26 protein-coding genes are annotated in these 24,835 nt (G+C 68.2%); 16 read left to right on the top strand and 10 right to left on the bottom strand.

Going from position 1 to position 24,835, the window contains the following annotated elements:
• Positions 1–10: 10 nt before the first annotated feature.
• The 3 genes from E2C06_RS08870 to E2C06_RS08860 form a co-directional block, all read right to left on the bottom strand.
• Positions 11–472, bottom strand: coding sequence for a (2Fe-2S)-binding protein (locus E2C06_RS08870; RefSeq protein WP_133288235.1), 462 nt, complete (start codon positions 470–472; stop codon positions 11–13).
• Positions 473–571: 99 nt separating this feature from the next.
• Positions 572–1,192: an HD domain-containing protein gene (locus E2C06_RS08865; RefSeq protein ID WP_193560438.1), complete on the bottom strand. Its 621-nt coding sequence runs from the start codon at positions 1,190–1,192 to the stop codon at positions 572–574.
• A gap of 476 nt (positions 1,193–1,668) precedes the next feature.
• Positions 1,669–2,070, bottom strand: coding sequence for a nuclear transport factor 2 family protein (locus tag E2C06_RS08860; protein ID WP_206664480.1), 402 nt, complete (start codon positions 2,068–2,070; stop codon positions 1,669–1,671).
• Positions 2,071–2,174: 104 nt separating this feature from the next.
• On the opposite strand from E2C06_RS08860, the gene E2C06_RS08855 reads away from it, so the two are divergent.
• Genes E2C06_RS08855 through E2C06_RS08830 form a run of 6 tightly spaced genes read left to right on the top strand, consistent with a single transcriptional unit; the run spans position 2,175 to position 7,705 of the window.
• Entirely contained in the window at positions 2,175–3,146 is a 972-nt protein-coding gene (locus E2C06_RS08855; RefSeq protein ID WP_133288234.1) for a Bug family tripartite tricarboxylate transporter substrate binding protein, read from the top strand.
• Between the two features lie 10 nt (positions 3,147–3,156).
• On the top strand, positions 3,157–4,026 hold the full coding sequence (locus E2C06_RS08850; protein ID WP_133288233.1) for an isocitrate lyase/PEP mutase family protein: 870 nt from the start codon (positions 3,157–3,159) through the stop codon (positions 4,024–4,026).
• Positions 4,023–4,748, top strand: a complete 726-nt coding sequence (locus E2C06_RS08845; protein WP_241671185.1) for a haloacid dehalogenase type II — start codon at positions 4,023–4,025, stop codon at positions 4,746–4,748. Before E2C06_RS08850 ends, E2C06_RS08845 begins: the two co-directional genes overlap by 4 nt.
• A 26-nt stretch (positions 4,749–4,774) precedes the next feature.
• Positions 4,775–5,206, top strand: a complete 432-nt coding sequence (locus E2C06_RS08840; RefSeq protein ID WP_165982287.1) for a PaaI family thioesterase — start codon at positions 4,775–4,777, stop codon at positions 5,204–5,206.
• A gap of 46 nt (positions 5,207–5,252) precedes the next feature.
• The gene (locus E2C06_RS08835; protein ID WP_133288230.1) at positions 5,253–6,503 is read left to right on the top strand and encodes a GTP cyclohydrolase II; all 1,251 of its coding nucleotides are present in this window, start codon (positions 5,253–5,255) and stop codon (positions 6,501–6,503) included.
• Positions 6,500–7,705 (top strand): DUF1688 family protein, encoded by a 1,206-nt coding sequence (locus tag E2C06_RS08830; protein WP_133288229.1) that lies wholly within the window; start codon positions 6,500–6,502, stop codon positions 7,703–7,705. Before E2C06_RS08835 ends, E2C06_RS08830 begins: the two co-directional genes overlap by 4 nt.
• Here the strand turns inward: E2C06_RS08830 and E2C06_RS08825 are convergent.
• A complete protein-coding gene (locus E2C06_RS08825; protein ID WP_133288228.1) occupies positions 7,673–8,614 on the bottom strand; it encodes a LysR family transcriptional regulator in 942 nt (313 codons plus the stop codon). The genes E2C06_RS08830 and E2C06_RS08825 overlap by 33 nt on opposite strands.
• Positions 8,615–8,712: 98 nt before the next feature.
• On the opposite strand from E2C06_RS08825, the gene E2C06_RS08820 reads away from it, so the two are divergent.
• A complete protein-coding gene (locus E2C06_RS08820; protein WP_133288227.1) occupies positions 8,713–9,261 on the top strand; it encodes a pyridoxamine 5'-phosphate oxidase family protein in 549 nt (182 codons plus the stop codon).
• A gap of 15 nt (positions 9,262–9,276) precedes the next feature.
• Here E2C06_RS08820 and E2C06_RS08815 read toward each other — a convergent pair whose 3' ends face one another.
• From E2C06_RS08815 to E2C06_RS08800, 4 genes are all read right to left on the bottom strand, one after another.
• On the bottom strand, positions 9,277–10,239 hold the full coding sequence (locus E2C06_RS08815) for a Bug family tripartite tricarboxylate transporter substrate binding protein (protein ID WP_133288226.1): 963 nt from the start codon (positions 10,237–10,239) through the stop codon (positions 9,277–9,279).
• A complete protein-coding gene (locus E2C06_RS08810; protein ID WP_206664479.1) occupies positions 10,239–11,042 on the bottom strand; it encodes an SDR family NAD(P)-dependent oxidoreductase in 804 nt (267 codons plus the stop codon). The genes E2C06_RS08815 and E2C06_RS08810 overlap by 1 nt, the downstream gene beginning before the upstream one ends.
• A gap of 194 nt (positions 11,043–11,236) precedes the next feature.
• Entirely contained in the window at positions 11,237–11,908 is a 672-nt protein-coding gene (locus E2C06_RS08805) for a glutathione S-transferase family protein (RefSeq protein ID WP_133288224.1), read from the bottom strand.
• Between the two features lie 74 nt (positions 11,909–11,982).
• Positions 11,983–13,389, bottom strand: a complete 1,407-nt coding sequence (locus E2C06_RS08800) for an MFS transporter (protein ID WP_133288223.1) — start codon at positions 13,387–13,389, stop codon at positions 11,983–11,985.
• Between the two features lie 149 nt (positions 13,390–13,538).
• Here E2C06_RS08800 and E2C06_RS08795 point away from each other — a divergent pair, with 149 nt between their 5' ends.
• Both E2C06_RS08795 and E2C06_RS08790 read left to right on the top strand, forming a co-directional pair.
• The gene (locus tag E2C06_RS08795) at positions 13,539–14,816 is read left to right on the top strand and encodes a Gfo/Idh/MocA family protein (protein ID WP_133288222.1); all 1,278 of its coding nucleotides are present in this window, start codon (positions 13,539–13,541) and stop codon (positions 14,814–14,816) included.
• 103 nt (positions 14,817–14,919) lie between these two features.
• Entirely contained in the window at positions 14,920–15,111 is a 192-nt protein-coding gene (locus E2C06_RS08790) for a hypothetical protein (RefSeq protein WP_133288221.1), read from the top strand.
• A 20-nt stretch (positions 15,112–15,131) separates the two neighbouring features.
• On the opposite strand, the gene E2C06_RS08785 is transcribed toward E2C06_RS08790, so the two are convergent.
• The gene (locus E2C06_RS08785; protein WP_133288220.1) at positions 15,132–15,554 is read right to left on the bottom strand and encodes a response regulator; all 423 of its coding nucleotides are present in this window, start codon (positions 15,552–15,554) and stop codon (positions 15,132–15,134) included.
• Between the two features lie 833 nt (positions 15,555–16,387).
• Between E2C06_RS08785 and E2C06_RS08780 the strand changes: the two genes are divergently transcribed.
• The 3 genes from E2C06_RS08780 to E2C06_RS08770 all read left to right on the top strand — a co-directional run bounded on the left by E2C06_RS08780 (position 16,388) and on the right by E2C06_RS08770 (position 20,166).
• On the top strand, positions 16,388–17,389 hold the full coding sequence (locus E2C06_RS08780) for a Bug family tripartite tricarboxylate transporter substrate binding protein (protein WP_133288219.1): 1,002 nt from the start codon (positions 16,388–16,390) through the stop codon (positions 17,387–17,389).
• Between the two features lie 210 nt (positions 17,390–17,599).
• A complete protein-coding gene (locus tag E2C06_RS08775) occupies positions 17,600–19,255 on the top strand; it encodes a hypothetical protein (protein WP_133288218.1) in 1,656 nt (551 codons plus the stop codon).
• 77 nt (positions 19,256–19,332) lie between these two features.
• Positions 19,333–20,166, top strand: coding sequence for a nitroreductase family protein (locus E2C06_RS08770; protein ID WP_241671184.1), 834 nt, complete (start codon positions 19,333–19,335; stop codon positions 20,164–20,166).
• A gap of 105 nt (positions 20,167–20,271) precedes the next feature.
• Here the strand turns inward: E2C06_RS08770 and E2C06_RS08765 are convergent, their stop codons facing one another.
• Positions 20,272–20,526: a DUF3072 domain-containing protein gene (locus E2C06_RS08765; RefSeq protein ID WP_133288217.1), complete on the bottom strand. Its 255-nt coding sequence runs from the start codon at positions 20,524–20,526 to the stop codon at positions 20,272–20,274.
• A 185-nt stretch (positions 20,527–20,711) separates the two neighbouring features.
• On the opposite strand from E2C06_RS08765, the gene E2C06_RS08760 reads away from it, so the two are divergent.
• From E2C06_RS08760 to E2C06_RS08745, 4 genes are all read left to right on the top strand, one after another.
• Positions 20,712–22,019: an extracellular catalytic domain type 1 short-chain-length polyhydroxyalkanoate depolymerase gene (locus tag E2C06_RS08760; RefSeq protein WP_241671183.1), complete on the top strand. Its 1,308-nt coding sequence runs from the start codon at positions 20,712–20,714 to the stop codon at positions 22,017–22,019.
• Positions 22,020–22,062: 43 nt separating this feature from the next.
• The gene (locus tag E2C06_RS08755; RefSeq protein WP_133288216.1) at positions 22,063–23,037 is read left to right on the top strand and encodes an aldo/keto reductase; all 975 of its coding nucleotides are present in this window, start codon (positions 22,063–22,065) and stop codon (positions 23,035–23,037) included.
• A 127-nt stretch (positions 23,038–23,164) separates the two neighbouring features.
• Positions 23,165–23,707 carry a YciE/YciF ferroxidase family protein gene (locus tag E2C06_RS08750; RefSeq protein WP_133288215.1) on the top strand — a complete coding sequence of 181 codons (543 nt, stop codon included), beginning with the start codon at positions 23,165–23,167 and terminating at the stop codon, positions 23,705–23,707.
• A gap of 133 nt (positions 23,708–23,840) precedes the next feature.
• Positions 23,841–24,728, top strand: coding sequence for a manganese catalase family protein (locus E2C06_RS08745; protein ID WP_133288214.1), 888 nt, complete (start codon positions 23,841–23,843; stop codon positions 24,726–24,728).
• Positions 24,729–24,835: the final 107 nt, after the last annotated feature.

Raw genomic sequence — 24,835 nt, 5'->3', positions numbered from 1 at the left:
GCGTTCCCCCTCAGCCTGCCGCGCTGATGCCGGCGGCCTGCTGGATGGCGGCCTGGACCCGGTTGTAGGTGCCGCAGCGACAGATATTGGTGATCCCGGCGCGGATGTCCGCGACCGAGGGCTTCGGTGTCTCGGCCAGGAGCGCGGCCGCGGCCATGATCATGCCCGATTGGCAGTATCCACATTGCGGCACGTCGAGCGCGACCCAGGCCTTCTGCACGGGGTGGCTGCCATCGGGCGAGAGGCCCTCGATCGTGGTGATCCTCTGCGCCTCGGTCACCGCCGAGACAGGCATGGAGCAGGACCGCGTGGCGACGCCGTCCACATGCACGGTGCAGGCGCCGCATTGCGCGATACCGCAACCATATTTGGTGCCGGTCAGGCCGATCTGCTCACGGATGACCCAGAGCAGCGGTGTCTCGGGATCGACCTGCACCTCGTGTACGCGCCCGTTGATGGTCAGCTTGGCCATGGATTGCCCCCCCACGCGCCCCGGCCGGGGCGGGCTATTTGCGGCGAGGATATGATGAGGACCAGGCCGGGCGGTAGGGGGCAGTCGCTTGACCAATATTTAGCCCCGTCGGACATCGACTGGCCGGCTGAAGACGATCCGCGGCGACGCGACGGCACCGCTCAAGGCGGTCGGCTTCAGGCAGCGCGCGACACAGGGCAGGAAATGCTCGACCGGCGGCGTCTCCAGGCCTTTCACCTTGGCCTGCTCGTCGAAACGGCGCAGCCGGATGGCATCCTGCGCCCCTGGCAGCGCCGCGAAGTCGGCAACTTCCTCGGCCGACATCGGACCGCCCTGCAGCGACAGGCTGAGCACCGAATCCTTCGAAAGCTTCGCGAAATAGTCCGGCTCTGTGCCGCAGAGGTAGCGCTTTGCAGCGACATGCAGCCGTACCGGCTCGGTCACCTCCGGCCCGAAGCAGCCGGCCAGGAATTCATGGCCTCGCACCTCGTGCAGGTCGTCGATCCCCGCTTCGGCCGGACTTTCACCAAGCTCGTGGACCATGTGGCCGATGTCGTGCAGTAGGCTGGCGGTGATCAGTGCATCGGTGCAGCCCTGCCGCTCGGCCAACCAGCCGGATTGGAGCGCATGCTGCTTCTGGTTGATGTCGGACAGGCCGTACTGGCCCTCGGCCCGCAGGGTCAGCAGTTCGGTGATGCGCTGCAGCCGGGGGTCAGTCATGGTGCTGCCATTCGCATTAAGTAGACGTGCACGGACGTTACCGAAGGCGATGCCGGGACGCAATCCGCACGGCCCGTTGCAGGAACGTGCTGCTGATCATCGCTGAACCGTGGCGCGACGCCTGCCTCCGCCTGCCCGACCTTCGATGCCCTGACGAGGCGCGGCATTGCATTGAGAAGGCATTCGGCCAGGCGCGCCCTGCGGCACGGTCCGCACCGGCGGCCCTTCGGCCTCAAGATGGATGCGGCGGCGAAGTGCACCATCATCTCGCCGCGCTGACGCCGGTGCTGCACGCCGTGCGCGTGGACTGGCAGGGACGGCGCAACCTGCCGCCCCCCCCCCCGGTGCACGCCGGGGTGCCGGCTGAAGAAGGCGCGCATGCCGTCCTGGCGCATGCGGCACGCCGACAGGACGGCGACGCATCGCTGCGCTACGCCCGCCGGCCTGGTGGACCGGCGGGAGGAGGCTTCCTCCGCTCAGCCCCTAATCTCCGCGCGGTAGATCTTGCTGACGATCCGCCAACCCTCGGTGGTCCGGTTCAGCACGAGGTAATCGGTGAAGTAGCGCGGCGGCAATTGGCAGGCGACCTTCACGAAGGCCGTCTCCGGCCCGCTGATATCCATCATCAGGATTCGGTCGTCGCGGTCGAGGCCCTTGCTGGCAGCGCTCTCGCGCTTGCGAACCGCCTCGAACCACGCCTCGCGCGGCACGTCGACCACACCGCCATCCTTCTCGCAGTACAAATGGCTGACCGGATGGAAGGCGGCGGCGAGCTTTTCGGCATCGCCTTCATAAAGGCCGTCGAAATAGGTCTGGATCACCGCCTCGATCTCGGCGACGGCGCTGGCCGCCATGGGGCGGCCGCTGGCATCGGGCATGGCTGTCTCCTGTTTCTACCGTCCGCATCCTGCCACGGAAGCCCGGGCCTTGCATCCGTGCCGTGCCGCCCGATACTCGCGCCCGAACCGGGAGAGAACGATCCATGCCCCTCGGCCGCCGCAGGCTGCTGGCCGTCCCTGCCCTGCTCGCCTTTTCCACCCGGGCGCCCGCCCTGGCGCAGGCCTGGCCGAGCCGGCCGATCCGGCTGATCGTCCCCTACGCCCCCGGCGGCGGGACCGACCTGCTGGGCCGCGCCATCGCCGAGGCGCTGCGCCCCGCCTTGCCGCAACCCGTGGTGGTGGAGAACCGGGCGGGCGGCGCCGGCGTCATCGGCTCGGAGCTCGTGACACGGGCGGAACCGGACGGGCACACGCTGATGGCGGTCGTCTCGACCCATGTCGCCAACCGCTACTTCCTGCCATCCCTGCCCTATGATCCAATCAAGGACTTCACCCCGGTTGCGCTGCTGTCGCGGAACACCATGGTGCTGGTGACCGGCGCGGCGCAGCCCTATGCCGACCTGCGCGCGATGCTGGACTACGCCCGGCGCAACCCCGGCAAGGTCGGCACCGGCAGCACGGAATCCCTCTCCTCCTTCATCGGGCAGGAGCTGGCCCGCCGCGCCGATGTCGAGATGGCGGACGTGCAGTACCGCTCCGGCGGCCAGCTGATGAACGACATCGTCGCCGGCCACCTGCCGGTCGGCTGGACCAGCACCGCCAGCGCCATGCCGCATATGCAGACCGGGCGGGTGCGGGTGCTGGCTGTCTCGACCTCGACGCGAACGCCCTTCTTCCCGGATGTTCCGACAGCCCAGGAACAGGGCGTGGCGGATTTCGACCTCTCCGGCTGGGTCGGGCTCTATGGCCCGGCCGGCCTGCCGGAGGCGGTGGTGGCCAGGCTGCAGGAGGCGCTGGGCCGCGCCTTCGCCGATCCGACCCTGCAGCAGCGCTTCACCGCCATGGGGATCGAGCCCGATCTCCGCCCCGCCGCGGGCCTGATGCAGGCGGCGCAGCGGGAAGACCGGCTCTGGGCCGCGGCCGCCGCCGCGGGACACATCAAGAAAGAGCAGTAGGACAACAGACATGGCCGATCCGCGCCTCAAGGCCGCCTTCGCCGCGCGCCGCTTCGTCGTCGCCCCCGGCATCTTCGACATGATCTCCGCCAAGGTGGCGGACGGCATGGGCTTCGATTGCCTCTACGTGACGGGCTTCGGCACCGTCGCCTCGCATCTGGGCGTCGCCGATGCCGGCATCGCCACCTACACCGACATGGTCGGCCGCGTCGGCGCCATGGCGCGCGGCTGCCGCACGCCGGTGATCGCCGATGCCGATACCGGCTATGGCGGGCTGCTCAACGTCCGCCACACCGTGATGGGCTACGAGGCCGCCGGCGTCTCCGGCATCCAGCTGGAGGACCAGGAGATGCCGAAGAAATGCGGCCATACGCCGGGCCGCCGCGTCATCCCGGCCGAGGAGATGGTGCTGAAGATCCGCGTCGCGGCCGAGGCCCGGCGCGACCCGAACATGCTGATCGTCGCCCGCACCGATGCCCGGACCACGCTCGGCCTCGAGGAGGCAATCCGCCGCGGCAAGATGTTCGAGGAAGCCGGCGCCGACATCATCTTCATCGAGAGCCCGGAGAGCGAGGCCGAGATGCAGGCGATCGGCAAGGCAATCAGCAAGCCGCTGCTGGCCAACATGGTGGAAGGCGGCCGCACGCCGATCCTGCCCGCCGCCCGCCTGGCCGAGATCGGCTACGGCATGGCGATCTACCCCGCGATCGGCTTCCTCGCCGCCGCTGCGGCGCTGGAGAAGGCCTATGCGCATCTGAAAGCCACCGGCGACAGCACGGCGATCGGCGAGAGCTACGGCTTCAAGCGGATGACCGAGCTGATGGGCTTCCCCGAGGTGTGGGACTTCGACGCCAAATGGGCGCAGGAGAATGCGCAGTGAGCCGCTTCGACAGCGTGAAGGCCTTGGTCTTCGACGTCTTCGGCACCGTGGTCGATTGGCGCGAGGGCATCGCCCGCGACGCCGCGCCGGTGCTGGCGCAGCTCGGCCGGCAGGACATCGACCCGCGCGCCTTCGCCGATGCCTGGCGCCGCCGCTACCAGCCGGCGATGGAGGAATGCCGCAGCGGCCGCCGCCCCTGGACGCGGCTGGACGTGCTGCACCGGGAGAACCTGGACGGCGTGCTGCAGGACCACGGCATCGACCCAGCCCAGCTGGGGGAGGCGGCGCTCGACGACCTCAACCGCGCCTGGCACCGGCTTGACCCCTGGCCGGAGGCGGTGGCGGGGCTGACCAGGCTCAAGCGCCGCTTCATCATCGCGCCGCTGTCGAACGGCAACATCGCGCTGATGACCAACATGGCGAAGCGCGCCGGCATTCCCTGGGACGCCGTCCTCGGCGCCGAGGTGGTGCAGGCCTACAAGCCGCAGCCCGAAGCGTATACGCGCACTGCCGAGGTGCTGGGCATCCGCCGCGACGAGCTCTGCCTGGTGGCGGCGCATAACGGCGACCTGAAGGCGGCACGCGCGGCGGGGCTGGCCACCGCCTTCGTGCCGCGGCCGACCGAGCACGGGCCGGGCCAGGCGACCGACGTCGCGCCGAGCGAGGCTTGGGACGCGGTGGGCCGGGATTTCCAGGACCTCGCCGCGAAGCTTGGCTGCTGATGCAGGCTCCGGCGGGGTACGTGCCGATGCCGGGCCACGATCCCGGCATCTACAACAGCCTGATTGGCCCTTTCTGGGCCAGGCCGGAGGACGAGGCCCTGGCCATCGGCTTCCGGGTCGAGCCAAGGCACAGCAACCCGGCGGGGCAATGCCATGGCGGCATGCTGGCAGGCTTCGCCGACATCGTCCTGGTCGGCGGCTGCAACTACCTGGCCCGGCTCAGCCGCTTCCTGGTGACGGTCTCGCTGACCACGGATTTCCTGGCACCCGCCCCGCTCGGCGCCTGGGTCGAAGCCCGGCCGGAGGTGCTGACGGTGACCCGCAGCACCCTGTTCGGCCAATGCCTGGTCACCGCGGAGGGTGTGCCGGTACTGCGGGCCAGCGGGACCTTCCGCTTCGGCGGCGGCCCGGATCCGCGCTTCGACCGGCTGCGGCGGCTGCTGGAGGGGCACAGTTAGCGGCGTGGCACTTGCCGCGCCGCGGCATTCGCCCGACATTTCGCCCATGAGCATCAACCAGCCCCGCCATATCCGGCTGACCTCGCATCCCGACCAGCAGGCGCATCGCTGGCAGATCAACTGGGCCGCTGCCACCCCGGCCGAGCGCGGGCCGGTGATCGGCTCGGTCACCCGTCCGGGCGACCGCAACGTGGTCGGCACCCATGGCGGGTCCTATTCGCTCTATCGTGCGCTGGCGGTGTCCGCCGGCACCCTTTCGCCGCTGCAACGGCCGGACTTGGCCAATACTCATCCGGTGACCCCGATCGGCCCGCATCCGCAGTGGTCGGAACCAGGGAAGATCGTCTCGCTCGACCCCTGGGGCCATGTGGTGGGGGAGGTCTTCGGCGAGGCAATCGGTGAGGGCATTGACATCCGCCCGACCATCGCCATCACCAAGGCCCGGCTGAACATGGCCGAGCTGAACGCGCTGATCTCGACCGGAGACCTCAAACCGGATGGCCAAGTGCTGCATTCCGGCGGCGACGTCTCCGTCACCAAGGCGGCGATCGACCCGGTCTGGTGGCTGCCCGGCATCGCCGAGCGCTTCGGCGTCGCCGAGCACAGCCTGCGCCGCACCCTGTTCGAGCAGACCGGTGGCATGTACCCGGAACTGGTCACCCGCCCCGACCTTTCGGTCTTCCTCCCCCCCATCGGCGGCATCACGGTCTACATCTTCGGTGACCCGGCGCATCTGGCCGATCGCCGGGTGCCGCTGACATGCCGCGTGCATGACGAATGCAACGGCTCCGACGTCTTCGGCTCCGACATCTGCACCTGCCGCCCCTACCTCATCCACGGGATCGAGGAGAGCGTCCGCGCGGCGCAGGAGGGCGGCGTCGGCCTTGTCGTCTACAACCGCAAGGAAGGCCGCGCGCTGGGCGAGGTGACCAAGTTCCTCGTTTACAACGCCCGCAAACGGCAGGAGGGTGGCGACCAGGCCGCCACCTATTTCGAGCGCACGGAATGCGTCGCCGGCGTGCAGGATGCGCGGTTCCAGCAGCTGATGCCGGACGTGCTGCACTGGCTGGGAATCACAAAGATCCACCGCCTCGTCTCCATGTCCAACATGAAGCACGACGCGATGGTCGAGCAGGGAATCGAGATCGGCGAGCGCGTTCCGATCCCCGGCAATCGAATCCCGCCCGATGCGAGCGTTGAGATGGAGGCGAAGAAGGCCGCCGGCTACTACGCACCGGACGTGCCGACCGCCGAGGACCTGAAGCGCACCGTGGGCCGCGCCCTGGGGGAGATGTGAGCGCGGCAGAGACGCTGCTGACGCCAGAGGCGGTACGGGAGCGGTCGCAGGAGTTGTACGCGCTCGGGCTCGACGACCGCCTGCAAGCCTGGCTGGTGCGACCCGATGCAATGGTCGCCACCGCCGATCTGGTGGCCGAGGTGGTGAGGGCGAACTACCCGGACCTCAAAGTGCCTTTTCACGCGCGCTGGCGGCATCTCCTGCCCGACGGCGCGGACAGCCTGGCGGGTATCACCGACGACAAAGCGGCGCTGCTGCGCGCACGGCTCGACCTCGCCATCGTCTCCGTCCTGTTGGATGCCGGGGCGGGGATGGCTTGGCGCTACCGCGATGCCGCGACCGGCAGGACCTTCGCACGCTCCGAAGGCTTGGCGATGGCCAGCCTCGCGCTGTTCACGGCCGGCGCCTTCGCCGATGACGACGTGTCGCCCCGCGCCGATGCCGCGCGTCTCTCGGCCATCACCGCCGAGGAACTTGGCCGGGGCCTACAGGTGCGGGAGGACAACCCGCTCACCGGGCTTGAGGGCCGCGCCGCGCTGCTGCGCCGGCTGGGCGCAACGCTGGCCGCTGCGCCGGCGGTTTTCGGCCAAGCCGACACACCGCGGCCGAGTGGGCTGGCAGATATCCTGGCCGGGCAGCTGGAGGATGGCGCACTGCCCGCCCGCAGCATCCTGGTCGCCCTGCTGCGCCATCTCGGCCCGATCTGGCCGGGTCGGGAGGCGCTGGAGGGCGTCGAGCTCGGTGATTGCTGGCGGCATCCCGGCATCCGCCGCGCCGATGCGACCGCTGGGCTGATCCCTTTCCACAAGCTTTCGCAATGGCTGGCCTATTCGCTGATCGAACCACTGGAAGCGGCGGGTGTGCCGGTTTCCGGCATCGATGCCCTGACCGGCTTGCCGGAATACCGTAATGGCGGGCTCTTCCTCGACATGGGCGTGATTTGCCCGCGCGACCCGGGCGTCTTTGAAGCCGTGCATGCGCCGGGCGACATCCTCATCGTCGAATGGCGGGCACTGACCGTCGCACTTCTCGATGCCACTGCGCCGATGGTACGGGCACGCCTCGGGCTCTCGGTAGAGGACTTCCCACTGGTCCGTGTGCTGGAAGGCGGCACCTGGTGGGCCGGGCGGCGGCTGGCGCAGGAGCGCCGCGCCGATGGCGGGCCGCCGTTACGCGTCGTCAGCGACGGCACCGTGTTCTGAAGGCATGTCCCGCAGCACCGCCAGTGCCGCGAAGCGCGGGGCGGCGAAATCAAGAAAGGCCCTGACCCGCGGCGGCAGCAGCCGGGCCGAGGGGAATACCAGGGAGACCGGCAGCGCCGGCATCTCCCAGCCCCGCAGCAGCCGGACCAGTGCGCCGTTCCCGAGCTCGGCTGCCATCTGGTAGGACAGGGCGCTGACAATGCCATGGCCGGCGACCGCGGCCGCCACCGCGGCCCTTGCCTCGTTCACCGCGAACCGCGGCACGATGCGCTGCACCACCTCGCGCCCCTCCGGGGCAAGGAACCGCCATTCGCGCGGCGTGACGCGGCTGTGGAACTCGACGATGTCGTGCTGATTCAGGTCTTCCGGCACCGCAGGCATGCCGCGCGCTGCCAAGTAGCCAGGGCTGGCCGCGACCAGCCGGCGGACACTGCCGACACGCCGCGCAACCAAGCCGCTTTCGAGCAGCGGGCCGATCCGCAGCGCGACGTCGATCGCCTCCTCCAGCAGGTCGACGTTGCGATCAGCCAATTGCAGTTCGGCCGTTACAGCCGGCTGCGCGGCGAGGAAGGCGGTCACGACCGGGGCCACATGCAGGCGGCCAAAGACCAGCGGCGCCGCCACGCGCAGCGTACCGCGCGGTGCGCTCCCCTCGCCCGCCGCCTCCACCATTGCCTCGGCATAATCCGCGAGCAGCCGGCGGGCATGCTCGGCCAGCCGCCGCCCGGCCTCGGTCGGCGCCAAGCGCCGCGTGCTGCGCTCCAGCAGCCGGACGCCGAGCCGTTCCTCCAGCGCCGCAAGCATGCGGGTCATCGCCGGCGGGGAATGTCCGAATCGCCTGCCGGCAGAGGCCAAGCTGCCGGCCTCCAGAGCCGCGACGAAGAGACGCAACTCCTCCAATCGGTCCATTCTTCCGTGACCTGGAATTAGATATTGCGATTTGAGCAAATTCTTACATTTGGAAGCAAGCCCTATTGTCATCCCCGATACAACGGGAGCATGCTTCCATGGGCAGGCACTTCGCGGAGATCGCCTTCACTCCGACGGTACGGGCCGAGCAGCAACAGCTCGGCTCTCACCTGCATTACGCTCAGGTTGCCGAGCGCGGCGCAGATGACAGCGCCCTGACCGCGCGCGAGGCGGGCTTCATCCAGGCACGGGACAGCGTCTACATGGCCACGGTCTCGGAGACCGGCTGGCCCTATATGCAGCACCGCGGCGGGCCGCCGGGCTTCATGCGGGTGCTGGATCCGCGGATGGTCGGCTTCGCCGACCTTATCGGCAACCGGCAGCACATCTCGGTCGGCAATCTGGCGCGAGACGACCGCGTGTCGCTCTTCTTCATGGACTATGGCAATCGCCGCCGGCTGAAGCTGCTGGGCCATGCCCGGGTGGTGCGGGACAATCCGGCGCTGCTGGCACGACTGACGCCGCCGGGCACCGAACGCCTCGCCGAGAGCGCCGTGCTGATCGAGGTTGCCGGCTATGACTGGAATTGCCCGCAACATATCACGCCACGCTTCACGGCGGAGGAATGGACGGCGATGCAGGCCTGACCACCCCCCGGCAGGTCAATCCGGCCGGATGCCCGCCTGCTTCACCACCCCGGTCCAGGCTGCCGTCTCCCTCGCCATGCGGGTGGCGACGGAGCCGGCATCGGCGAAGGCGGCGAAGGTCCCGGCCTCCTCTGCCCGCCGCTGCACGCCGGGATCGGCAAGCACGGTCCGCAATTCCTGCTGCAGCCTTGCCAAGATCGGCGCCGGGGTCCCGACCGGGGCGAGCAGCGGGAACCAGCTGTCGATCGGGATCGGCGCGAAGCCCTGCTCCATCATTGTCGGCACCTCGGGCAGCGCGCGGTGGCGTTCCTCCCCGGTAGTGGCGACAGGCCGCAGCCTGCCGTCCTTGAAGAAGGCCAGCACCGGCGGCGGGCTGTTCATGTAGAACTGGATACGCCCGGCGAGCAGGTCGGTGATCGTCTCCCCGGTGCCGCGGTAGGGCACGTGCACGATGTCGATGCCGGTGCGCAGCTTCAGCAGCTCACAGCCGAGATGATGCAGGGAGCCGTTGCCGGAGGAGCCGTAGTTCAGCTTGCCCGGATGCGCCTTCGCGTGCGCAACGAACTCGGTCAGCGTCGCCGCCGGCACTGAGGGATGCACCATCATCACCTGCGGCGAGTTGGTAATCTGGGCAATCGGCAGCAGGTCCTTCGCCGGGTCGTAGTCGGCGACGCCTTCCACCGCAGGCTTGCCGGTCAGCGTGCCGGAATAGCCGACAAGCAGGGTATGGCCGTCCGGCCGCGCGCGGATCGCGGCCAGCATGCCGATCGCGCCATTGCCGCCCGGTCGGTTCTCGACGATCACCGACTGGCCGAGCCGCTGGCCGAGCGGCTCCGTGATCAGGCGCGCGGCGAAATCGGTGCCTCCCCCGGCAGGCGATGCGACAATCAGCGTGACGGGACGCGAGGGCCAGGCCTGCGCCCGCGCCGCCGGGGCCAGCAACAGGGCGGGTGCCGCGAGCACGGCACGTCGCCGCATCAGACCGGGCCCGCCGCGGTGAAGCCGCCGTCGACCACGATCTCGGTCGCAGTGATGTACTTCGCCTCGTCGCTCACCAGGAACAACACGGCATGGGCGATGTCCCAGCCGGTGCCCATGTGCCCCATGGGTACGCTGGCATTGCGCCTAGCGATCAGCGCTTCAGCGTCATTGGCGCCGAGCTGGCGCACCAGGCGGTGTTCCACCAGGGGCGTGTGCATCAGCCCCGGAACTACTGTATTGCAGCGGATCCCCTTCTTCGCATAGCCCATCGCCACCGACTTGCTGAAGGCGATGATGCCGGCCTTGCTCGCGGAATAGGCGCTGTGCACGCGGCCCGTCCCCATGCGTAGCCCGGCGACAGAGGACAGGTTCACCACCGCGCCGCTACCCTGCGCCTCCATGTGCGGGAGCACGTATTTGCAGCCGAGGAAGGCGGATTTCAGGTTGAGGTCGATCTGGGCGTCCCAGGCCTCCTCTGCCATGTCGGCCGGCCCACCGGGGGCGGAGCCGCCGACATTGTTCACCAGGATGTCGATGCGGCCGAAGCGCGCGATGCAGGCGGCGACCGCGGCCTCCACCTGCTCCGCCGCCAGCATGTCGCAGCGATGCGCGACGGCGGTGCCCCCCTCGGCGGCGATCAGGTCGCGGGTCTCGGTGGCGGCGGATTCGGTGATGTCGATGCCGAAGACCTGCGCCCCGGCACGCGCCATCAGCACCGCCGTCGCCTTGCCATTGCCCCAGCCCGGTCCGACCGAGCCCGCGCCTGTGACGAGCGCGACCTTTCCATCAAGCCTGAACACGATGTTCCTCCGGTGCTGCTTGCCCGGCTGCTGCCGGGATGGTGGCTTGAGTGGTCAGCAGAATTGAGAAGGCAAAAGCATTCGCTTCCCGAACCCGACCATTCTTTCCGAGTCGGATATCCCTGCGCGGCGCCTGCCAAACCCAGAACCATAGATGAAGGGTCCGGGGAGGATACCATCTCCCCAGCCTTCACTCAGGCTGCGGTGTGGCGGAACATGATCTTCCGCGCTTCCTCGTCCATCTCCGCCTTGAAGGCATGCCGCGTCTTGATCGCCTCGGCGCGGGCCGCGGCCGGGCGCGCGTTGATCGCCGCCAGGTGGCGCTTGACGTTGCCCAGCTTGTCGAACTCCTCGGCGCCCAGCACGAAGGCGCCGAGCCGTTCCCAGCCCCAGGCCGCCATGTCGACGAAGGAGTAGCTGTCGCCGACGATCCACTCGCGGCCTTCCAGCCGGTCGTTCAGGATGCCCCAGTGGCGCTTCGCCTCGAATTCGTACCGCTTCACGCCGTAGTCGTTGCCGACGGGTGCGAAATTCTTGAAATGGACATACTGGCCGGAATAGGGACCTATGCCGGAGGCGATGAACATCAGCCAGGAGAGCGTTTCTCCGGCATGGTCCGGCTTCGGCAGGAACTGGCCGGTCTTCTCCGCCAGGTACAGCATGATGGCATTGGAATCAAAGACCGGCTTGCCGTCGTCGACGATCGAGGGCGCCTTCGAATTGGGGTTGATCGCCACGTAGTCCGGCTTGAACTGGTCGCCCTTGCGCGTATCGACCGGCACTGCCTCGTAGGGCAGGCCACTCTCCTCAAGGAAGAGTGCCACCTTCATTGGGTTCGGCGCGGCGTTGTAGTAGAATTGCAGCATGCATGGCCTCCAGGCGCGGGTGACGGATGGGAGCGCACATGGCGCTTCCCTGCAAGCGGCCCGTCATGCACCAGTCATTCACCCGGCGCTACCGCCGGACGCGCCGCGCTGTCCTGCACATGCAGGTCGCGGTCGATCTCCTCGATCGAGCGGCCCTTGGTCTCGATGCCAAGGAACAGGTAGACCGCGCCCGCCAGCACGAACCAGGACGCCAGGTAGAGGAAGGCAGGCAGCACATTCTCGACACTTGCCTCCGGCTTGATGACGTTGCTGCTGCCCACCACCAGCGCCAAGCCGAGCGGGCCGATCACCTTGCCGATCCCGCCGAAGCCATAGGCCGAGCCCATGCCGGAGGTGCGGAGTTGCGCTGGCCAAACCTCGGCGGCATAGGGACCGACCACGGCGAAGCCGCCATCGGCGAAGAAGAAGCCGACGATCAGCAGGAGCCAAAGCGCCGAAAAGCCGAACCAGATCTGGTCGTGGTAGACCCCGGCCAGCGCAATCATCGCCGCGGCGCCGAAGCCGAGCAGACCGCCAGCGCGGCGCCGCCCGATCCCCTCCGAAAGCAGGGCAAAGGAGACGCGGCCGACCAGCCCGCCGAGCGTCAGCCCGATCATCATCTTGGACGCCTGCGCCGGCGGCACGTGCAGGATCAGCATGAACAGCGTCGGCGCCCACAAGGTCACGCCATAGACACCGGTCTGCGCGCCGAGATTGCCGAACCAGGAGACAACAAGACTTCGGGGATAGCGAAACAGGTCGGTCCAGCGAGTATTCGGCTCGGCATAGTCCTCGGGCCGCGGCAGCGGCAGGCTCTCGGGCGGCACCTCCAGCGCCCAGGCGAGCGACTCGCGCGCCTCCTCCGGCCGACCCTGCCGGGCGAGCCAGCGCGGCGATTCCGGCACCCAAATGCGCACCAGGAAGACCAGCAGCCCCGGCAGCACGCCGGCGGCAAACAGACCGCGCCAACCGATCTCGGGAGCCAGGTAGGCGCCGAAGATAGAGCCGAGCAGCACGCCGACCGGGATGAACACCGTTACCAGCCCGCCAATCAGCCCGCGCTTCTTCGAAGGCATGAACTCCTGAACTAGCGGCAGGTCGACGCAATAGAGCCCGCCTACGCCGAAGCCGACGACGAAGCGGAAGATCGTCAGGAAGATCCACCCATTGTCGGGCGTTAAGGCGAGGATGCCAGTGGCGATAGAGAAATTGAGGATTGTCAGGTTGAAGACTGGTCGCCGACCAATGCGGTCCGCCATCCAGCCCCAGAAGTATGCCCCTCCGATTGCTCCGAAGCCGGAGGAAAGCAGGATGATCGCCGATTGTCCGAAGGTCAGCCCCCAGGGCCCGACGACGAAGGCCAGAACGAACCCGATCAGGAAATAGTCGAAGAATTCCAGCATGTCGCCCAGCACGGCGGCTGCGACGATCCGTTTCTGATTGCCGGTCAGACTGGTCCTTCGGTCGAGCTCCTCGAACATCCGCTTCCTCCCGCGACGGGGCTTTCGCCCTTGGTGCCCCGGTCCTGGACCGTCTGTGAGGCCCTTGGCGCCAGCGTCGGACGACCGACCAACCCACGTCAACCCTGAACCGCCGAGGGCGTTGGCTGGCAAGGATCAGGAGAGGCGGCATGGGTGAAGGCACGACACGACGTGGGATCATGCGGGCGGGCGGAGTTGCCGCTGCGGGGGCGATGACGGGCGCCGCGGGCGTGCCGGGCTTCCCGCCACCCTCCCCAATCGACGCAGGCGGTGTGCGGGACGGCCGCATCGCCTTCCCATCCTGGCGCGGCGAAGCCGACCCCCCGGGCGACCCGCCGCCTGCCCCGCTGCCGCCCGAGGAGCGCGTCGGCTTCGCTGTTGTCGGTCTGGGACGCATCAGCCTGGAACAGGTGCTGCCCGCGTTTGCCGAGAGCCGCATGGCCCGGCCGGTGGCCCTGGTCAGCGGATCGCAGGAGAAGGCACGGGTGGTGGCGCGGCAATATGGCATCCGCGACGCGGCCGTGCACGGCTACGACCGGTTTGAGCGACTGCAGGACGATCCCGCGGTGCAGGCCGTCTACATCGCCCTACCCAATGCCATGCATCGTGGCTTCACCGAGCGCGCCGCGGCGATCGGCAAGCATGTGCTGACGGAAAAGCCGATGGCGACCAGCAGCGAGGACTGTGCGGCCATGGTCGCAGCCTGCGCGAAGGCCGACGTACGGCTGATGGTCGCCTATCGCTGCCAGTACGAACAGGTGAACCGCGCCGCAATCCGCGCCGCGCAGGGCGGTACGCTGGGCAAACTGCGCTTCTTCCAGGCGGCCAACCTGCAGGCCAACGGCCCCGGCCCGCAATGGCGTTACAGCCGGACGCTGGCCGGCGGCGGCGCCCTACCGGATATTGGCCTGTACTGCCTGAACGCCGCGCGCTATCTCAGCAATGAGGAACCGGTGGAGGTTTTTGCGCAGGCCTTTAGCCCGGCTGGCGACGAGCGCTTCCGCGAGGTGGAGGAGAGCATGTCTTTCACCCTGCGCTTCCCCTCCGGCCTGCTCGCCCAGGCGGTGTCGAGCTATGGCGCCTACCAGGAGAAGTCGCTGCGGTTGCATGGCGAAGGCGGCAGCCTCATGATCGAGGATGCCTTCGCCTATCAAGGTCAGCGCCTTCGCCTATTCCGCCGTGAGGGTGAGCGAGGCATCGAGCAGGTGCCGCAGATCCATCCTCGCAATCAGTTCGCACTCGAGATCGACCACATGGCCCGTTGCGTGCGCGACGCGCGACAGCCGCATACGCCGGGCGAAGAAGGCCTGCAGGACCAGCAGATCATGGAGGCGATCGTCCGCGCGGCGCAAAGCGGCCGCCCGGAAGCGATCCCGTCCTTGTCGACCGGTACCGGAACCCGCGGACCCTCGCCCGATCCGAGTTGATGCAGGGGTGCTGACGCATAGCCCGGTGAACCGCGGCCCGCCTCATGCGCTGAGGCGCGACCGCGGTCCACCGAAACGCGAACCGACTGCCACGGAGTTGCTAATGAACCCGACAATCCGGATGATCCTGCCGACCTTGCTACTGCTCGGCCTCGCCGCTTGCCAGCAGGAAGGCCCGGCGGAGCGCGCTGGCCGCAGCCTCGACAAAGCCGGGCAGAGTGTCAGGGACACGGTCGATCCGCCGCGTGGGCCTGTGGAACGGCTGGGCCGGTCGGTTGATCGCGCGGTGAACTGAAAAGGATGAAACGAGCGGCGCTAGACGCGCCGTTCGCGTTCATGCTGCTGACGATGCGACCCGCGACCTTCTCCACCGCTGATCATGTCACGTAGCACGGCCGCAGCCAGCGATGGCGTGAAGGGCTTGGCAAGAAAGCGGGAGCCATCCACCGCCTGACCCTCCTCGGCGCCGCCGTAACGACCTGAGGCATAAACCACCGGCAGCTGCGGCCGGATGACCCGCGCCGCACGTGCCAGGGCGAAACCATCTGACCCACCGGGCAGATTGATATCGGTCAGCATCGCAGAGATGTCGTCGCGATCGCACACCAGGGTTAACGCCTCCTTCGCGTCAGCCGCTTCGAGCACCTCGAAGCCTCCGTCGCTGAGCGCGTCGACCAGAGTGAGTCGCACCAGGAAGTCATCCTCCACGACAAGCAACAAGGGTGATTCGGCCTGCATTCCTCGGGTTCCCCGCCTTGCATTAGGCAAGTGCAGATGGCTGGCTCCGTTGCTCCGCTTCCATGTGACGAGCGCGTGACTTATCTCTCCGCCCCGCGTTCGATGCAAGTGTCGTGTGCAGAAAGAAAGGCTTCATTTTCCGCAATTCGCCTGTGCAGGCCTTCTGATTCAACGATCAGACCATCCCGGGACAGCGTTCCGCCCGATTATGTTGCCGCGCGTACACCAGCACGCGACGCCGACGCTGCGCTCGATGTGACATACCGGCAGCGTGTTGCTGTTGTGCCGAATGCGCGCCGCCATCCTGCCAGTGCATTGCGCATCGCCCAGCCGCGAGCGAGGCGCGCGAGATAGGGATCGGACTGACCGCCCTGACAGGCCGGTACCCCCGGTGCATCTGCGGTAATCCGGGCGGCAATCGGGTATTCGCGTGCGCTGCATCGTGCTTGCGGCGCCCTGCCCCGCCCGTGCCGGGGTAGCCCCGCTTCCGCCTTCGCCTCCAAGCAACGCGCAGTCCGCCCGGTTTGCTCGGCGCTTCACTGATCCCCGGTCATCAGGTTCCGTGCCAGCGTTGCCCGCTCCTGTTTCGCCGTCTGGGCGGTTCGGTCTGGCAGGGCCGCGACAGCGAGGACGCCGCCACGCGCTTGTTGGTGCGACCAGATTCAAGGGAGCGGTCGCGGAGGTCACCGCGGTGCCGCCGACAAGGGAAGAGCCGGGCGGAACATCCGACGAAGCGGGTCTGCCCCACGGTTTCTGACACCTGACACTCGGCGCTGCCGCAAAACCGACCAGATGAGGCGTCAAGCTGGTCCGGAATCGGGAGTAAGTCTTCCATGCGCCGCCTGTCCCGCCGAGCCCTGGTCGCAACCCTGCCCGTTTTGGCCGGGGTGATGCCGGCGCATGGGCAGGGCCCGGGAGCCGTGCCTTATCCGGCCGCCCCGATCACGCTGGTGGTGCCCTTCTCGGCCGGCGGCGCCGCGGATATAGCGGCGCGGCTGCTGGTCCTGCATGTCCAGCGGCATCTACCAAACCCGCGGGCAACCTTGCTGGTGAAAAACCGAACCGGCGCCTCGGGCGCGGTGGGTACCCAGTTCGTGGCCAAGGCTAAGCCGGACGGTCAGACCCTGCTGCTCGCCCGCGTCGCCTCCTCCGCCATCCTGCCGGCCACGGATCCGCGGACACCCTATACCTGGGACGAATTCAGCATGCTCGGCCTTCTGGAGGAGACGCCTTTCGTTCTGTGCGTTCGGGCTGATTCCCCATGGGAGACACTGCGCGACCTGATCACCGCCCTGCGGGAGCAGCCCGGGCGCATCCCCTTCGCCACGACGGGGCCGGCCACCTTGCTCGACCTTGGCGTTCGCCACCTTTTCTCGACCGCAGGCCTGCCGATCGATGCCGGCTTCGCGGTGCCCTTCCGCGGCGGGGGCGATGCCGTCGCTGGCCTGCTGGACGGGCGGGTGCAGTTCCTCGGCACCAATCTCAGCGACGCGTTGCCGGCGTTGCGGGACGGTAGAATGCGAGGCTTGGTGATCGGCACCAATGAGCGGCTGCGGATACTGCCGGCCATTGCCACGGCGCGGGAGGCGGAGGTGCCCGGCCTGACCGGCGTGACCGGCTGGAGTGCCCTGTTCGGCCCCCCGGCACTCGAGGATGAAGCACAGCGGAGTTGGGTCACCGCGCTCGCCGCCCTGCGGGATGACCAGTCCTGGCAGGACGGCGTGCGCGGTGCGGGGGGAATTCCTCGCCTGCTGACACCCGAGGAGACGCGAGCCTATCTCCGCGGCCAAGTTGCCTTCTACCGCGATCTGGGACGCCGGCTGGGCCTGATCTGAGGGCATTGGTTGGTTCGCGACTGTACCCTGGCCAGCCCGGCGCCAGTGTCTCCAAGGTCACATTGTTGCATTGACGCCCCGGCGCTTAGGAACGTGAAAAGAAATTGGCGACTGCCCGCGGCACTACGGGAGTGTTGCAGGTCAGCATGGCCTGCACCGGTGGGCCGGCATGTGCCCGCCCCGCACGCAACTTCAAGCCGGAGCCCTCCCTTGCCCCGCACCCCGAGTGCCATCCCCTGGTCCGCCGCGGCGCCCCGCACCGGGATCGGTCCGCTCCTTGCCGTCACGCTGGGCGTCACCCTGCCTAGCCTGGTCGCGGTCATCCTGGTGATCATCGGCAATGGCGGCGAGTTCTCCTATGGGATGGACGGGCCCTATATTCACATGGCGATGGCCGACCAGATCCGGCAGGGGAGTTACGGCCTCAACCCGGGTGAGCCGGCATCGCCCAGTTCCTCGATCCTGTACCCCTTCCTGCTCGCACTGCTCACGCCCCTGCCCTTTGGCGCAGCAACCAGCCTGATATTCTGCTTGGCGGCCAATGCAGGCTCGGCGGTGCTCCTCTGCTTGATCGCGACCGAATGCGGCATCCGGCTGCGAGCCGTCGCGCCGGCCTATCTGGCATTGATGGCGGCGGCCATGTCGCTCGGCCTGAACCTGGTTGGCCTAGCGATGGGCGGGCTCGAGCATGCGCCGCAGGTAACATTCAGCCTTGCCGCCCTGCTCGGCCTGGTGCGGTTCTGCCATCGCGGCCGGGCGGATGCCTGGTGGATCGCCACCCTGGTCCTGCTGCCGCTGCTGCGCTTTGAGACCGGTTCCGTCACCCTGGGCTGCATGCTGGCGATGGTGGCGCTCGGCCGCTGGCGACTGGCAACGATGACGCTTGGCCTTACCATTCTGGTGCTGGGCGGGTTCTTCGCCACCATGCACGCGCTGGGCCTGCCGGCATTGCCGCAATCGGTGCTCGACCGCTCGATGGTGGCCGGCACCGGCGCGCATACCGATTGGCGGCGCCTGCCCGGCAGGCTGATCTGGATCCTGTATACCAATTCGCGGGTGAACCTGCTCAGCCATGGCGGAGCACATATTTTGCTCGGCCTTCTGGTCACTGCCTGGGGCACCGTGGTCGGGCTCGGTCCCCGCAATGCCACTTTCCGTTGGACCCAGCCGCTGGCCGGCTTCGACGCACGCGACCGCGCCAGGATTGCCGCCGCTCTGCTCTTCGCCTGTGCCGGCTTGGCCCATGTCCTGGCCGGCAGCCTGGTCTCGATCTCCCGCTACGAGATCTACGTCATCGTGCTCGGTCTCGGCGCCATGCTGGTAGTCTTCGACCGGCCGGCGGAGACGCTGTTCGGCCACCTGGGCGCCTGGACCTGCGCCGCGATCTGCGCTTCCTTCCTGCTAGGCGGCGCAGGCTATGCCTTGCGAAGCATCGATGCGGTGAAGTCGGCGCAGGCGTTGCACGCGACCGATGACCAAATGGCTCGCTTTGTCACTGAATATTGGCGCGGGCCGGTGATGGTGACTCGCTGGGGGCGGATCAACTGGCACAACCCCAATGTCGTGGCGCCGATGCCGCCGCCCTCCGTCGCTGTCCCCGATGCGGTGCAGATTGCCCAGGCGGAGACGGAGGCCGCGCGTCGTGGCATTGGCCTGGCCTTGCTGTTCGACGGCGGCGGCACGGTGGAACCGCCGGCCTGGCGCCCGGTGGCGCGGCTTTCGGCGCGTCGCATCGGCGCCGGAGAGACCAACTTCGGCATCACGCTTTACGCGGTGACCGAGGCCGATATTCCCCGTATCCGGGCGGCGTTGCGGGATTTCGCCCCGACCGTGCCGCCGATCACCATGCTGGAGATGCTGCCCTGAACCGGCCGCTCCCCACCGCCGAGGCTTGCCACTGGCGGCGTTGCCGCTAGCCTCGCGCCAAAGCGAGGAATGGATCCATGGACGGCATGACCCCTACAACCATGCAGCAGGCGGCACTCGCGGCGCGCTACGGCGCCGCGGTACCCACCGCCGGTCCCTGGAATGCCACCATTGCCGGTATGCTGGACCACCGTTCGGTCCGCGGCTACCGGCAGGCCGCGCTGCCGTCCGGTACCCTGGAGACGCTGATGGCCGCGGCGCAGTCCGCCGCCACCTCCTCCAACCTGCAGACTTGGTCGGTCGTCTCGGTCGAGGATCCGGCGGCGCGGGCGGTAATGGCGGACGTCGCCGGCGGCCAGAAGCACATCCTGGAATGCCCGCTCTTCTTGGTCTTCCTGGCCGATATCGGTCGCAACGACCGCATGGGAATTGAGGAAGGCACGCCACTGGCCGGTATGCCCTACCTGGAGACCTTCCTGGTAGCGGCGATCGATGCCGCGCTCGCGGCGCAGAATGCGGTGGTGGCGGCCGAGAGCCTGGGCCTGTCCACCGTCTATATCGGGGCGCTGCGGAATGACCCGCAAAAGGTGGCGGAGACGCTCGGCCTGCCGCCAGGCACGGCCGGTGTTTTCGGGCTTTGCGTCGGGTACCCGAAGCCCGGCGCAGAAGGGGAGGTCAAGCCGCGCCTTCCGCAATCCATCATCCTGCATCGCGGGCGCTACGATGCTTCGGCCGAGACGACGGTGCGGGCCGCCTACGATACCGAAATGAGCTCTTTCTCGCAGCGAAACGAGATGGCGGCGGATACCTGGACCGCACGGGTGATTGCCCGCATTGGCACCATCAAGGCGCTGCGCGGACGCGACCGGCTGGCGGCGGCTCTGAACGCGCTGGGTTTCCAGTTGAAGTAGCAGCCGACACGGACCGTGTAAGCGTGAACGACATGACACGGTCCGCTGAAGTCAGGATCCCAGACGGTGGCGCCGAAGATTCTAACGCCGACCGCCTTTTCCTGGTCAGTGATCCCGGCCGCGACCTGTCCTGGCCTGCAGCTCGTCGATTCGACGCGAGGCATCCGCTTTGCTGAGGCTGGGATCGAATTCCTCGCCCGCCTCCTCGCTCAGCGTCTTCAAATAGCTGGCCTGGGCGCCGGTCATCTTCTCGTCGCCGGTTGTCCAGTCGTCCGGGTCCTTGATGGTGTTGGAATTAGGCTCCGGGTCGCGCTTCGGATTGTCGGCTGCGTCGTGCGTTTGGGAGGGCTGCTTAGCCATGCGTCGGGCTTCCTTTGCCAGTTGCGTGTTCGCCTAACGTTCGCCCTGGCATAGCGTTGCCTAAACCCCTTCCGACATTCATGCTGCATCGCAGCAGGTTAATGCTGCGATGCAGCGAAACTCACCTCTGAACTCGACGCTGGTCATGGCGCCCCTAAGGGCAGCGCCTTGGAAGGACCACCGTCTTGAATCCCAGCCGCATCGACATTGCTGCCCTCGTCCGCCGCAGCCAAGCCATCGCGCAGGGCAGTGGCTTCGCCGCTGCCGGCTTCGGCGGCACCCCGCCCAGCGACGGCGCGCTGGTCGAGGTCATCGACTTCGGCAGCAATCCCGGCCAGCTCCGCATGCTGGAATTCGTCCCCGGGAACCTGTCCCTTGGGGCACCCCTGGTCGTCGCGCTGCACGGCTGCACCCAGAGCGCGAGTGGCTACGACCGGGGTACGGGCTGGTCCACCCTCGCCTCGCGGCGAGGCTTCGCCCTGTTGCTGCCGGAACAGCGGGCAGCGAACAATGCCAACCGCTGCTTCAACTGGTTCGAGCCGGGCAATACGCAGCGCGACCGCGGCGAGCCGGCATCCATCCGGCAAATGGTCGCGCACATGGTCACCCGCCACCGGCTGGACCCGAAGCGAGTCTTCGTCACCGGCCTCTCGGCCGGCGGCGCCATGACCTCAGTCCTGCTCGCCACCTATCCCGACGTCTTCGCCGCCGGCGCGATCCTGGCCGGCCTGCCGCTTGGCGCGGCGCAGTCGATGTCGGAGGCCTTCGAAGCCATGGCGACAGGCCGGCCTCGCCCGGCCGCCGAGCGGGCCGCGGCGGTGCGCGACGCCTCGCCGCATCGCGGGCCATGGCCGCGCGTCGCGGTCTGGCAGGGCGATGCCGACATCACCGTGCGGCCGGCCAATGCGACCGAGATCCTGAAGCAGTGGCGCGCGCTGCACGGGCTCGACGACGCGCCCGAAGCGGGCACCCCGCTCGGGAGGGCACACCGCGTCGAGCTCTGGCGCGGGCCGGATGGCACGCCGCTGATCGAACACCATGCGATTGCTGGCATGGGCCATGGCGTGCCCATTGCCACGGCGCCCGATGGCGCGGCACCGATCGGTGCTGCGGCGCCCTTCATGCTTGATGTCGGGGTGGCCTCGACCAATGCCATCGCCGACTTCTTCGGACTGGGCGAAGCGGCGCCGCAACCCGCGGCTGCGCCCACGCTTCGGCGGGAGCGGCCCGAGCCGGAGCGGACCGCACAGCCAGGCTGGCTCGACCGCATCATCGCCGTCAGCCGCGACGGAATGGCGCGGGTGGCGCCGGCGGCACCCAAGGCGGCAGAGGCGCCCGCCGCTTGGCTGAAGAAGCTGTTGACGGGAGGCCCGCCACCGAAGCGGCCTGGGGCCGCGACCGAGGAACCGGAGCCGCCGGCCGCTGGCAAGCGGATCGATCCCGGCCAGGTCATCCGTCGAGCGCTCCGCGCCACGGGGCTGCTGGACCGCTGATCCCGCCGCCGGCATCCTGCCCGCCGGCACGAGGAGAAACGTCATGCAGCACCGCATCCTGGGGCGCAGCGGCATCGCTGTCCCACCCATCGTCTTCGGCGGGAATGTCTTCGGCTGGACGCTGGATAAGGCGGCGTCCTTCCGCCTCCTCGACAGGCTGGTCGAGGTCGGGCTGAACGCGATCGACACCGCCGATGTCTATTCCGCCTGGGTGCCCGGCAACCAGGGCGGCGAGTCCGAGGCCATCATCGGCGAATGGCTTGCCGCCCGCGGCGCCCGATCGAAGGTGACGATCCTGACCAAGGTTGGCATGCAGATGGGCCCGCGTGACGCCGCCGGGAATGGCCCGAAGCATGCCGTCGGCCTGTCCCGCCGCTGGATCATGGACAGCGTCGATGCTTCGCTGAAGCGGCTGCGGACCGATGTCATCGACCTTTACCAGGCGCACAAGGACGATCCGGAGACGCCGCTCGAGGAGACGCTCTCGGCCTTCGCCGAGCTCATCAAGGCGGGCAAGGTACGCGCCATCGGCGCCTCCAACTACACCGCGCCGCGTCTGCAGGAAGCCCTGGAGACCAGCGCCCGTCTTGGTCTGCCGCGCTACGAAACTATGCAGCCGCAATACAACCTGATGGAGCGCGAGGGCTTCGAAGCCGAGCTCGGCCCGCTCTGCGCCCGCGAGGGAGTCGGCGTGATCAACTACTACTCCCTCGCCTCCGGCTTCCTGTCCGGCAAGTATCGCTCCGCGGCGGACTTCGGGAAAAGCCCGCGCGGCGGCGGCATGGCCAGGTACCTTACGCCGCGCGGCCATGCGGTGCTCGCCGCGCTCGATGCGGTCGCTGCGGAGATCTCCGCGACACCGGCGCAGGTGGCACTTGGCTGGCTGCTGGCGAAGCCCGTCGTCACCGCGCCGATTGCCAGCGCGACGAACGACGCGCAGATCGACGACTTGGTGAGGGCGGCATCGTTGACGTTGCCGCCGGCGGCCGTCGCCAAGCTGGATGCAGCGAGCGCCTGAGCGGCATCCCGGCCGGGGGCAGCGCGCCCTCTGGCCACCGTAGCGGAATGTCCGGCAACCACCTTCGCCCTCCTTCCGTTGCCCGCAGCGGCGCGGCCATTCCCGGCCGCGGGTGAGGAGCACGGCAATGGAAGACCTCAACAAACTGATGGTCGAGCAGCTGCGTGACGCCTACAGCGCGGAACGGCAGGGCCTTCGCAGCATGGCACGACTTGCCAAGAAGGCGAGCGCGCAGACGCTGAAGGACGCGCTGCAGACGCATGCCGAAGAAACCGAGGCTCAGGTCGAGCGGCTGGAGAAGGCGTTGGAGATGCTGGGCGGCCGTCCCGGCCGGAAGGTTTGCGAGGCGATGCGCGGCATCCTTGAGGAAGCGCAACATGAGCTCGAGGACCAGGAAAAGGGCCCGGTCTACGACATGCTGCTGACGGCTGCGATCCAGAAGGTCGAGCACTACGAGATCGCCTCCTACGGCACGATGGCAACCCTGGCGAAGTCGGCCGGACAGGCGGAGCTTGGTGAGCTTCTGGGGCAGACGCTTGCCGAGGAGAAAAAGACCGACGAACTGCTCACCGAGCTTGCCGAGCGCGAGATCAATGCGGCCGCGATCGAGGCGATGCAGTCGCCGGAGGCGGCGAACGACAAGCGCAGCGCCGGCAGGAAGTCGGCTTGACCTGAACGACAGCGGCGGGCCGTGCGCGCCCGCCGCAAGCTTTCGGGAGGCGCCCGCGTCATTGCCTCGGTGTGCCTGAACCCGGCCTGTGCTGCGTCCTTTTCGCCCTGGTCATCGAGATCAAGGAGAGACCATGTTCTACACCGACGGCAAGTTGCAGTATCCGGTTCGCGTCGAGACCCCGAACCCGATCTTCGCCCGCGCCCTGCAACAGGCAATCGGCGGCGTCGAGGGCGAGATTCGCGTGATGATGCAGTACCTGTTCCAGGGCTGGGGCAGCCGCGGCCCGAAGAAGTACCGCGACATGCTGATCAACACCGGCACCGAGGAGATCGGCCACATCGAGATGCTCTCGACTGCGGTCGCGCTGAACCTCGAAGGTGCGCCGCTCTCGCTGCAGGAAGACGTAGCGAATGACGGCATCGCCGGCGCCGTGCTCGGCGGTATGAACCTGCGGCACATCCTCAGCACCGGCATGGCGGCGACGCCGGAGAACTGCAACGGCGTGCCGTTCAATGCCAGCCATGTCTATGCCAGCGGCAACATCGCGGCTGACATGTACGCCAACGTTGCCGCCGAGGCGACCGGCCGGGCATTGGCGACACGGCTTTATGGCATGACCGACGACCCGGGCATGAAGGACATGCTGTCCTTCCTCATCGCCCGAGACACCATGCACCAGCAGCAATGGCTGGCGGTGATCGAGGAGCTGGGCGGCCAGACCGAGCAGCTGCCGATTCCGAACAGCTTCCCGCAGGAGCAGGAGGCCAACCGCTTCTCCTACGCTTATTTCGGCCACCGCATCGACAAGCAGATCCCGATGGGCCGCTGGACCGAAGGCGCTTCGCTCGATGGCAAAGGCAGATTCGAGCCAATGGTTTCCGAACCGCTGGGCGGGGAGCCGGTGCTGGCGCCGCCGCGCCCTGACGGCAGCGCGCAGACCGAACAGCTGAAGGGTGGCATGTCCGTGCCGCAGGCAGCGAACGACCCGTCGTTGGGCAGCTCGCCCACCGTCGCTTGACGCGGTTGACCGAAGCGCGCCGCGGCGGACCTGTTCCGCCGCGGTGCTTCGCTTGACACCGCTTTCCCGGCTTAGCAGATCGTCACATGGGCTCTCGCAAACGCCCC

This window comes from Dankookia rubra (assembly GCF_004355005.1).
GTDB classification, from domain to species: Bacteria; Pseudomonadota; Alphaproteobacteria; order Acetobacterales; family Acetobacteraceae; genus Paracraurococcus; species Paracraurococcus ruber_A.
Note: the sequence above shows the minus strand (reverse complement) of the source record. Positions and strands in the feature narration are given on the sequence as shown.